The sequence below is a fragment of the Haloferax denitrificans ATCC 35960 genome (assembly GCF_000337795.1).
Taxonomy (GTDB): domain Archaea; phylum Halobacteriota; class Halobacteria; order Halobacteriales; family Haloferacaceae; genus Haloferax; species Haloferax denitrificans.
In genome coordinates this window covers 1-10,077 of sequence record NZ_AOLP01000020.1, presented here as the reverse complement: position 1 = coordinate 10,077, position 10,077 = coordinate 1, and the positions used below count along the sequence as shown (strand labels likewise).

Annotated in this window: 8 protein-coding genes; all 8 read right to left on the bottom strand. The window is 60.4% G+C overall.

The genetic code is table 11. From position 1 onward, the window contains the following. Positions 1-371 precede the first annotated feature (371 nt). Genes cas2 through cas6 form a run of 8 tightly spaced genes read right to left on the bottom strand, consistent with a single transcriptional unit; the run spans position 372 to position 9,654 of the window. The gene (gene cas2 / locus C438_RS18640; RefSeq protein ID WP_004971290.1) at positions 372-632 is read right to left on the bottom strand and encodes a CRISPR-associated endonuclease Cas2; all 261 of its coding nucleotides are present in this window, start codon (positions 630-632) and stop codon (positions 372-374) included. Between the two features lies 1 nt (position 633). After that, positions 634-1,626 carry a type I-B CRISPR-associated endonuclease Cas1b gene (gene cas1b, locus C438_RS18635; protein WP_004971289.1) on the bottom strand — a complete coding sequence of 331 codons (993 nt, stop codon included), beginning with the start codon at positions 1,624-1,626 and terminating at the stop codon, positions 634-636. Between the two features lie 2 nt (positions 1,627-1,628). Further along, positions 1,629-2,177, bottom strand: coding sequence for a CRISPR-associated protein Cas4 (gene cas4 / locus C438_RS18630; protein WP_049918259.1), 549 nt, complete (start codon positions 2,175-2,177; stop codon positions 1,629-1,631). After that, positions 2,174-4,819, bottom strand: a complete 2,646-nt coding sequence (locus tag C438_RS18625) for a CRISPR-associated endonuclease Cas3'' (protein WP_004971287.1) — start codon at positions 4,817-4,819, stop codon at positions 2,174-2,176. Before C438_RS18625 ends, cas4 begins: the two co-directional genes overlap by 4 nt. Beyond that, the gene (gene cas5b, locus C438_RS18620; protein ID WP_004971286.1) at positions 4,819-5,616 is read right to left on the bottom strand and encodes a type I-B CRISPR-associated protein Cas5b; all 798 of its coding nucleotides are present in this window, start codon (positions 5,614-5,616) and stop codon (positions 4,819-4,821) included. The genes C438_RS18625 and cas5b overlap by 1 nt, the downstream gene beginning before the upstream one ends. 1 nt (position 5,617) lies before the next feature. Beyond that, positions 5,618-6,697, bottom strand: coding sequence for a type I-B CRISPR-associated protein Cas7/Csh2 (gene cas7b, locus C438_RS18615; RefSeq protein WP_004971285.1), 1,080 nt, complete (start codon positions 6,695-6,697; stop codon positions 5,618-5,620). A gap of 1 nt (position 6,698) precedes the next feature. Continuing rightward, a complete protein-coding gene (cas8b, locus tag C438_RS18610; RefSeq protein WP_004971283.1) occupies positions 6,699-8,861 on the bottom strand; it encodes a type I-B CRISPR-associated protein Cas8b/Csh1 in 2,163 nt (720 codons plus the stop codon). Continuing rightward, entirely contained in the window at positions 8,848-9,654 is an 807-nt protein-coding gene (gene cas6 / locus C438_RS18605) for a CRISPR-associated endoribonuclease Cas6 (RefSeq protein WP_083900037.1), read from the bottom strand. Before cas6 ends, cas8b begins: the two co-directional genes overlap by 14 nt. Positions 9,655-10,077 lie beyond the last annotated feature (423 nt).

Genomic DNA, 10,077 nt, shown 5'->3' with positions numbered 1-10,077 from the left:
CGTCTGAAACGAGAGTTATCGAACGAGGTTCAATGAACGCATGACGCTTCAACCCCACAAGGGTTCGTCTGAAACGCGTTCGCGAACTCATCTCAGATGTGCTTGCGGAGGCTTCAACCCCACAAGGGTTCGTCTGAAACCGCACGTCGCCGTCGAGTTCGGCGAGGTTTTCGTTGCTTCAACCCCACAAGGGTTCGTCTGAAACACGTCTCTCTCCTCAACGAGTTCGGGCGTCACCGCGCTTCAACCCCACAAGGGTTCGTCTGAAACCATGCCCAATACTACGGACACAGGCTCCCTGAAGAGCGACTCGAATAAAGAATTTCCGTCGACCTCCAGTAACCCGCGCTGACCGGGGGGTCGACGGACACTCAGAGGAAGCGCTTCTCGTCGGTCGGATCGTTGCCGTACACCGAGCGGTTGAGTAGCGCGTCCGAGGAGAGTTCGTAGATGATTACCGATTCGCCCGACTTCAACAGGTCTTCGACCTCGTTCCGAAGCGTCGCTAGGTCACCTTCGGAAATCTCGCCTTCGAGTACGGAGTTTTGAACGTGCGTCAGATAGCGTCGCCCAAGTTTGAGCGCTTTATACGTCCGTTCGGCTTCGAGGTCGTACACCATCACGACGTACATCTTACCACCACCGTTCGAAGGGCTCGTACTCCTCTCCGGTCAGCAGATGCTTTTTCAGTTTGTACGCTTCGAGCCGCATCAGGTACTGATAACTCACTTTGCGGTTGAGTTTCGGATGCTCGACGGTTCGTTCGAGCGTCTCCTCGAACGCTTTCGTGTACGTTCTTCTGCCGTCTTCGTCAAGGAGACACGAGCCGAGATCGGTCTCGAAATCGCTCGGCGTAATCTGTTTTCTGTTGATGAGCCGAAACAGCACGCGATCCGCGAGGACGGGTTTGAACAGGTCGGCGAGATCGACCGATAGCGAGTAGCGACGCTCTCCGGGTTCGTGGAGATAGCTAATTGATGGGTCGAGCGCGGTCGCGCGAATCGCTGAAACGCAGTTAGCGTAGACGAGCGCGTTACCGAACGAAATCAAGCTGTTGACCTCGTTCGGCGGCGGGTTGTATTCGCGGCGTTCCAATCGGAACTCGTCGGGGAGAATCTGATTGAAACTCCGGTAGTATGCTTTTCTGGCAGTCGCTTCCACGCCCATGAGTTCGTCAATCGGACGCGTCTGGTCGACGCGCGCGGACGCGGCGTCCAGATCGTCGATCTCGGTTTCTAACTCCCGATCTCGATTGTTGTAGTAGACGACGTTCGTCCGCATGTTGTGGATGCTCGCCGAGACCATTGCCGCCGCGAGCCGCCGTCTGTGGTCGCTGTCCTCGTATGCACGGACTTGCTCGACGACTGTTCGGCCCGATGTCTGGCCGCGCTTCGGCATCACCGACCCCGCGTAGTAATCCTCCCAACCGAAGACGTGGAGTGCGACCGTGCGCTGATTGAGAAACGACATCAGACGGGTGTTGAAGTCGATCTGTCCGTGCAGGAAGAACGCCTCCGCGTTCTCTATCGGCACGTACTTCTTGTCGCCGGCTTCGGTGACGAGCCTGAGCGTGTCGTCGTTTCGTTCGAGTCGACCGTCGGAGAATACGTGATAGTTCCTGTCCATTGTCAACACCAACAGAAGTCGTGGTATGCACACGACTCGCAGAAGGGCTTCCGCTCGGCGGGAGGCGGCGAGGATCGGCGTACGAGTTCGTGAATCCTACGAATCGACGACTCGACTTTTTTCGCTCGTTCTTCTGTGAGTTCTACCGACTCTCGGCGGCGCTCTCGCGGGTGGGCGAGGACGCCATCACGACGAACGCCGGCGACTCTGTCCAGATACCACAGGTAGTACGACAGTTGCATTTCGGCGGGCTCGGTGAGCGCCGACGAGGGTTTGACTTCGACGACTCGGCCGTCGTCGAGCAGGTCCAGCGAGATCATACCGAGACGGAGGCTCTCTCGTTTCTCGTCGTACGCCGTCTCGTCGACCCGCATCCCCCTCACGACGGTCGCGTTCTCGCGATCGATTTCGAGGCTCCGGCTTTCGAACCAGAGTTCCCGCTCGCAGACGTAGTAGTACTGCATCATCACTCCGGTGACGCGAAACGGCTCGTCGACGGGCGTTCCCCGTGCGGTCGCGAGCAGTCGGTCCACCGGATCTTTGGTAGTCATAAAATCCGGTTGTCGACGCTACTCTCTGCAGCCAGCCCGGTCGTCGAGTCGAAGTAGCTTCCGTGCCGGGCGTCTCGCGTGTCGATCCACCTTGTTTCGGTGTCCTCGTAAATACGCGTCAGGCCGCTGAGCGCCTTTGCTTCCTTCGAATCGCCGCGGTATATCGGAACGGATACGCTCGCTTCTTTTAGGCTGTCCATGAGTCGGCGTACCGTTTCGAACTCGTAGTCCTGCCACGCCGCTCTGACGGCTTCGACTCGCTCCCGCTCTTCGGTCGTCCGGCAGACGACGACCTCCACGCTCCGCCGTTGTTCGATCAGCGACAACTCCCCGAGTTCGTCCGCTCTCGCCTCGTTCACGTACTCGACGTAGGCGTCTTTGCCGATGTTCTTCTCGTCGTGGAGTCGGCGGTAGTACTCTTCGACGGCTGTTTTCGAAACAGTCGCTTCCGGAATCGTGCCTTCGGTCCCACCGATATCATCGAGCGTTTCGGTCGCGACGGGAAGGAGCGCCGTTCCTCGGTTGTACACCGCTTCCGACGGCGTCTTCGTCTGTTCGTCGGGCGCTTCGAGCCACCAGACGACGACGTGACCGCGGTCCCTCTCGAACGAACGGTTGCACCGTCCGGCGGCCTGGACGATGCTATCTATCGGTGCGAGGTCTCGGTAGACGCGGTCGAAACTGATGTCGACGCCGGCTTCGACGAGCTGGGTCGAAACCACGACGAGCGAGCAACCTCGTTCGGTGAGCAGTTTCGCGGTCTCGATGAGTCGAAGCCGGTCGACCGGACGTAATCGAGTGGAGAGGTGGAGGACTGGCCGCCCTCCGGCGTCGGCGACTCGCTTTGCGACTGTCGCCACCTCTATATCCGTACTATTCCGGTCAGCGTTTTCGAGCACGTCGGCGTAGACCGAACCCACCGATATCGCGTCTGAGAGGGTCTCGGTGACGTGCGTTGTCAGCGCTTGTGCACTGTCGATAGTGTTGCAAATCGCGAGCACCGACTCTGTTTCACCAGCCTCGTCGCTGTTGGTTCCATTGGCGTCGGTAGTCTCGTCGACTATCGCACTTGCCGCCTCGGCATATGATTTCGGTTCTTCCCGTGAATCGATATATCGAGTCGTTGAGTCGTCCAGCTCGTACTGGACGCGTTCTGTCGCCTCGAAGTACGTCTCGGGTGCGGAGACCAGTTCAGTCGCGTCATCGAATAACTGCGGTTGCGTGGCGGTCATGGCGATAACCGTTGCATTGTACTGCTCGGTGAGCATTCTCACGAGCCGCGGAACCAACTTCCACCAGTCCAACGGGAGGCTCTGCGGTTCGTCCAACACGATGATGCTGTCCCGGAGCGCCGGGAGCTTCATCGACTGCCTGTTGGCCGGTCCGGCGAGGCTTTCGAACAGTTGGACGAACGTCGTCACTGTCATCCCGGCGCGCCAACTCTCCGCCAGCATCCCGGCGACATCGTCGTTCGCGTCCGCTTCGTCGGCGCTCTCATCGCTTTCATCGACGATTGTCGCCTCCGAGAGATGATGGTGCGCGGTCAGCAACCGCCCGGTCGTATCAACTTGATATATCTCTTCGACTTCGGCGACAACTTGGTCGATGATGCTCGTAAACGGGAGCGCGTAAACCACGCGCCCCCCACCGAGTTGGTCGCGAACGCTGAGGGCCGCTGACAGGCCAGTAAGCGTTTTTCCCATCCCGGTCGGAAGCGTTACCGTCGCGACTCCACCGTCGGCGTCGGCGAACGATTCGACGTTCGACAGAACGGACGCTCTCGCTTTCGCTCGGTGGAAATTCAATCGTTCGCTCCGGTTCCCGTCTCGGTCGGCGTCGGCGGTTCGCTCTATCGACTCGATGTACTCTTCGAGCCGCTCGAACGTTGGCTTCTCTGCGTCGTAGGTTCCCGCGGACGCGTTGGAACCGCTTGCGGCCGCCGCCGCGCTCGTCTTATCGGCGAGGACCAGCGAGCCCCAGCACTCTAATACGAGCCCGTAACAGCGCTCCGAGAGCGTTTCCCGGGTAATCGCCGTTGCGCTCGACCCCGTCGATTTTTTGACTTCCGTCAGGAGTTCCCTGAACGACCCTCGGAACGACGACCACGACCCCTCCCCGTCGGTCGCACTCTGAAACACCTCTCGGGCGAGTTCCGGTGCGTGCTCGTCGATGTCTTTGAGCTGCTTCGCAATCGCCACCTGTTGCATCTCGGCGGTGCTTTGATTCCCCCTCGAAACGTTCTCGCGGCGATTCGCCCGGCTGAAGACGTACGCCGCAACGTCGGGGAGTCGACCGTGATGTTTTGCGACCGCGACGAAGCCGGCGAGACAGGTCTCCGGGTCGAAATTCTGGGCGCTGAGCGCGTAGTATGCGGCGAACGAGCCGAGCGGCGCGTGGTAGCGATACTGCTCGTATCTCGGTTCGACCGACCGCAACAGGTAGTCCTGAAAGTACGTCGTCGCCTTTCCGAAGTCGTGCACGTATGCGAGCGTTTCGACGACCGCCCGGAGCGGTTCGCCGGCCGGCGTCTTCGCGTCGGCCGGAACGACGTATCCGACACGCTCGGCGACGTCTCCGAGATGGTCGACCAGCGGAACGCCGTCGTGAACGTCGTTCGGCGGGTGAGAGTACCGCTCCGTCATCAGACGAACACCACGTTCCGGCCGTCGACCTCGACGCTGTCGACACCGTCGACGACCAGCGGTTCCGCGTCAGGGTTGTACGCGTACGTCGTGAACTCCGTCGTCGTTCGGCCACCGGCGTCCACTCGCATAAACGCGGGTGATTCTTCCACCTGACACCGCGTCCCTTCTCGCAGCACAACATCGTCCACCGCGTTCGGAACGGCGGAGTCTACTTCGACCCGGCCGGCTCCGGAGGCTGACTCGACATCGAACTCTCCGTGATAGTCGATTTCTGCGAGGTGTTCCGACAGACCGAGGCTCGGAACGTAGTGTGACTTCCCGGCTTCCAGCATCTCTCGAAGCTCTCTGTACCGTGCTGTTTCCGCGAGCCACACGTCGACCCGGTAAGCGGGTTCGACGAGCACCTCGTAGTTGTGTTGTTGACGGAGCGCCGTCGGATTCGGTAGCTTCACGCTGATTTTCCCGCGGCCGTTGAGCGACTGTAGGTTCCCGCTCGCGGTCGACAACGTGTTCATCGGCATATTGAGCGTTCGAACCGCCCGAACCGGTTCGATTGCAATCCCCGACGAACCGGGCGCGAACAGGTCGTAGTAGCCGTCGCGCTCGATTCCGAGTACGGCTGCGAGCAGTCCGGCCACCGTCGTCCGCGGGATGATTCGGTACGTCTGCTTGACGACGTTCCCCTCGACCCGCCGAAAGTGTCCCCACGGACCGCTGACGGTGAACGACAGACAGCGCTCCGGACGCCCGTCGTCGCCGCCATCGACCCACTCGTCCAACGATTCCTGTTCCATCTTATGCGGCGTCGCCGGCCGGAAGCGTCTCGGCGTGTTCCTCGTAGACGTCGACGACCTCGACGGCGTCGTCCCCCACGGCCTCGCGAAGCGCCCCGTACAGGAGTTCGGAACTCCCCACGTCTCCGTCGTACGAGATGTCGAGGACGTCGCTCGCGACGATTCGAATCCGGTTAATCCGGGCACTTGCGGCCGCCAGTCGGTCGACGAACCCGTCGATTTCGAGGGTGAGGTCCCGAACCGTTCGCAGCTCCTTGTCCGGCTTGGAACGGTCGTCGTCGAGGACGAGGTCCCTGTCGAGACCGCCGAGGTGGAAACTCTCGTCGGCGTACTCGACGCGGCAGTAGAGCCGCGGTTCCTGACCGATTTTGCTTCGGCTTATGGTCTGATTCTTGATGGCCCGCCAACAGAGCGTGTCGAGTCGCTCGACATCGCCGGTGGTGAGATTCGTGTCGGCGGCACCGTGTTCGTCGACGAGTCCGTGGAACCGGATGAGTCCGTACTGTATTCGGTGGTCGTCAAGGTCGAATCCTCCTTGCTGTTTGTTTTCCTGCGTGGCGATAACGCTCGTGAGGCTGTCATATTCCTCGTTTTCGTTGACAGCGTGTACCGATTTCCCCGGTGAGAACTGGACGGGGCCGGTGAAGTGGTCGGGGAGGTGCTTTGCGTACACGTCGTCGGTATCGACAGACATCGTCGCGCCGAAGTATCGAACGTCGACGCTGTTGTCGAGGAACTCGCCGAACACGTCGTTTCGGAACCGTTCGGATTCCTCGCCGTCGTCAAGGTCGTATTCGTCCGGTTCGACGTCTTTGAGCCGGTCTTCGAGGAGTTCTCCCCGCGTGTACTGGTTCCCCTCGCGTTGGACGTTCCTGATGTAGACCCCGTGGCCGTCGTCGTCCAACTGGTCGCGGAGATACCGTTTCAGCCGAACGTCGGTGACGATGGCCTGCTGAGTCTGCGGGTCGATTCGAGGTCGATTAGAACCGCTGAGGGGATTCCCATTCGGATTCGCGTCGACCGCGTCGTACAGGAATACGATCTCCGAGCGATTCGTGACGGCGTCGTTCGTGTCTGACATCTTAGTGTTCCTCGTCGGTGGTTCGTTTGTCGCTCGCGTCGCTGTTCTGTTGGTTCCAGTCCGGATGGTCGTTCATGCCGTAGGTCACGCCGAGGGCGTAGTAGAAGCGGAGATCGTCGGTGTCGATCTCCCAGTCGTCGGGGTCGGGGTCGAGGACCGTCTCTCGGAGTCGTTCGACGATGTGTTCGGCTTTCGTCCCCGGGTAGCTCTTTCCTTTCTTCTTTTCTTGGCGCGTGTAGGTCAGGGTCTTGGCGACGGTCTCCTGCGTGACTTTCTTGATTCGCGCTCGCGTGATTGACTTGACCGGATACTGGTCGACGAGTGTCGTGGACCGGTCCTCGGAGTACTCCTGGTAACTTCCGATGTCTCCGACGAGCGCGCCGAGAAGGAACGCCCCCCGGCGCTCGCTGGTCACGGAGTCTTCGTCGTCGTCGTGCGCCGGCGAGAGCGCGGGCGTCTCGTTGATGAACGATTCGAGTTTCTGTTCGGCGGGGGAGCCCCCGTCGGCGATAAGGATCTCGTCTAGTGTTGGCATCGTCAATCTCTCGTAGGTCGGTTCGAGGGTAATCTGGCTTTTCGTGGGTTCGTTCGTCTTTAACAGTTCAAGCTCACCATCGGCGAGCGCACAGAGCTGTGCGAACTGACTGGCGACCAGAAACGACGGAAACCCCTCGAAATCGTCGTCTGACTCCCCATCGATGATTCGGGTGACGTACTCTTCGAGCAGCACGTCGACGGCTATCGCATCCCCACACAGTACGCTCACAAGCGCTTCGATTCGCGGGTCGTCCGCGTCCGCTTCGGCGTCGTCTCGCTCTGCGAACGTCTGATAGAAGTACCACCCCGTCGAAACCGCGTGGAGTTGCTCGTCGTTCGCCGACAGTAACCCCCACTTGTCGTTTTTCGGGAGCGGTGCCGTCCGGTCGGTCTCCGAGTTGAACGCGGACGCGTTTCGGACGAATCGGTTGTGCGTGAATGCGAGCTCTCTCGGGTAGTGTAAGCGGCCGTTCAGCGTTTCGCCGAAGACGTCGTACCGAGACATCTGGTGCGGCATGACCGCCGAAACGTAGAATCGGAGTCTGGCGTCGGAGTCGTCGAGTTCTCGTTCCTCCATGTACGCCTGCTCGATAGGTGTCGCGTCACCGCCGTCTTCGACTGCACTAAACAGCATCTTGTAGAGGCGATACACTTTCTCTGGCGTCAGCCGTCCGAAGAAATACGGCAGATAGTACACTTTCGCACCGAACGTCCGATACGTACACGCCTCGACGAACGCCTCAGCGTTCATCACCGTCACTGCGGCGTCCTCCGAGATTGGGTGGGAACGCCACGCGTTTTCGATATCGAGCCCCGGGAACTTTTCGAGTTGCTTGCCAAGGAAGTAGTTCTGTGGATCTTCCGCAGTTCCAACTGTCCGGGAGGGTCTCCCGGTTACGATATCGGTCGCGTCTCCCGATGAGTCGTCGGCCTTGTTCTTCGTGACGAGCTTCGATAGTTTGCGTTGGCGCATCGCCTCGTTGAACGCGGCGATGTCGCCGGGCCATCGATAGTCGCCATCTCGTTCGGTCTTTACCTGGACCGTCAACAGCGCGGTTGTAGACTCCCCGCCCAAAGCTCGAACGACCGCATCTTCAATGGCTTCGAGCGCAGCTTCCCGTGTTCCAAGCTCGGCGAGACGGTCAATAACCCAGCCTTCCGGGTGTTCACTGGCAGCAGTCGCGACGACGTCGTCGGTCGCCCATTTCGTGAGCCGTTCTTTGGCGTATCGCGCGAGCTTTTCGGGGTCGCTGTTTCGCCCGGCTTGGTGGGTGACGCTGTGGTCGATACCACGCGCAGCCGGATATTTCGAGTGCCCTACCTGCTGAATCAGATCGCTCGTGTATCGCGTCACCAGCACGGGTCCGAGACTGTCGTCGGCCAACCGTGGCTCGTCTCCCGAGAGATCGACGCGAACGGCGATCAGACTGTCGTCCGTGTCTACGAGGTCCCGTGCCGCGTCCGGAGTGAGGTACGGGGCGTACTCTCCCCCGCCCGTCGTGGCGAGCGTGTAGAGCTTCCCGTAGAGGTACTGTAAATCGCGAAGCGAGCCGACCGGCGAGTCCGGGAGTTCGTCGGCCAACTCGGTTTCCGGATAGCGGTCACGGAACTCGTTAGGCGAAAGCATCGCGCTCCTCTCCCATCGTCTCACCCGGGCGCGTCCGCTCTGTGACGTTCATAAACCCGAGACCGAGCGAATTTCGCTCACCGAGCCCGCAGTCGAGCGCGAGATTCAGGTGTCTCCGATGGTCGTCGTCGCGCACGGTGTACTCGAATTTCCACTTGCTCAGGACGTAGGTCATCTCCTGTCCCTCGGTCACGGTCAGCGGAATCGCGAACGTCTTCAATAACTCGTAGCCGTCGAACAAGTCGCCCGAGACGTCGCTCGGACCGGGCAGATGGTCGTGAGCGAACTGGTCGTGTTTCTGGTCGAGGTTCGCCTCCAACTGCTCTCGAAGCGGGGCCGTGGTGTGTTCCGGTCGCCAGAACGTCGCGGTATCGCCGCCGGGGTGGTCGATACCGTACTCGTCGCACCGCCACGGCGGGATTCGAACGAGAAGTCCGGTCCCGGTTTCGAGCGTCCCTCTGGTCCCGGGTTCGCCCACGTCGGGTTCGAGTGACGTTACCTCGTCGACGTGAAACGGCATCTCACCGACGTTGAACTCTCGGTCATCGAGCAGATTCGCCGCCACGTTCGCGAGCAGTTCTTCGTCGGGCGACGCGACCAGTAACTTCCGGTCGTCACCTTCCCGCATATCTCGGGGCGGAAACGGATTCGAGTAGGCGAACCCCGGCGGCTCGCCGGAGTCGTGTCGCTCCCCGTAGGGGGTCCCGTCGAGAGCGTTCCATATTCGTCCGCGAATCTTGTGATGGTAATCGTTCTGATACGCGGCGTCGGAACGCGCTGACAAGTGAGCCATGATCCGCACCGTTACCCGACACCTCCTTCTGCACTCATTGCTGTCTCTGTGGTTGTTCGCTTCTCGACATAAAATTATGCCCGTAGTTTGACGGGTCGCGACTCACTGAAGTTCGTCTGAAACGACTCGCGGAGTTCGAGGTTGTCCGGGCGGTTGTCGCTTCTATCCCACAAGGGTTCGTCTGAAACGTGCGCCGTCGATGGCCTGCACGCCCTCGTTTTTGCTTCAATCCCACAAGGGTTCGTCTGAAACACTCACGTCGAACTCGCTTCGAAGCACATCGCCGAGGGCTTCAATCCCACAAGGGTTCGTCTGAAACCGTTGTCCGCGGGGATGTCGTGGGTCGGCGTGACGTCGCTTCAATCCCACAAGGGTTCGTCTGAAACTCGTCGCAGTCGTCGCAGAGCCGGCCGAAGCCCGGGA

Bases quoted from the DNA above. Each gene is read 5' to 3' on its own strand.
- cas2 (WP_004971290.1), bottom strand. From the start codon at position 632: ATGTACGTCGTGATGGTGTACGACCTCGAAGCCGAACGGACGTATAAA.
- cas1b (WP_004971289.1), bottom strand. From the start codon at position 1,626: ATGGACAGGAACTATCACGTATTCTCCGACGGTCGACTCGAACGAAAC.
- cas4 (WP_049918259.1), bottom strand. From the start codon at position 2,177: ATGACTACCAAAGATCCGGTGGACCGACTGCTCGCGACCGCACGGGGA.
- C438_RS18625 (WP_004971287.1), bottom strand. From the start codon at position 4,819: ATGACGGAGCGGTACTCTCACCCGCCGAACGACGTTCACGACGGCGTT.
- cas5b (WP_004971286.1), bottom strand. From the start codon at position 5,616: ATGGAACAGGAATCGTTGGACGAGTGGGTCGATGGCGGCGACGACGGG.
- cas7b (WP_004971285.1), bottom strand. From the start codon at position 6,697: ATGTCAGACACGAACGACGCCGTCACGAATCGCTCGGAGATCGTATTC.
- cas8b (WP_004971283.1), bottom strand. From the start codon at position 8,861: ATGCTTTCGCCTAACGAGTTCCGTGACCGCTATCCGGAAACCGAGTTG.
- cas6 (WP_083900037.1), bottom strand. From the start codon at position 9,654: ATGGCTCACTTGTCAGCGCGTTCCGACGCCGCGTATCAGAACGATTAC.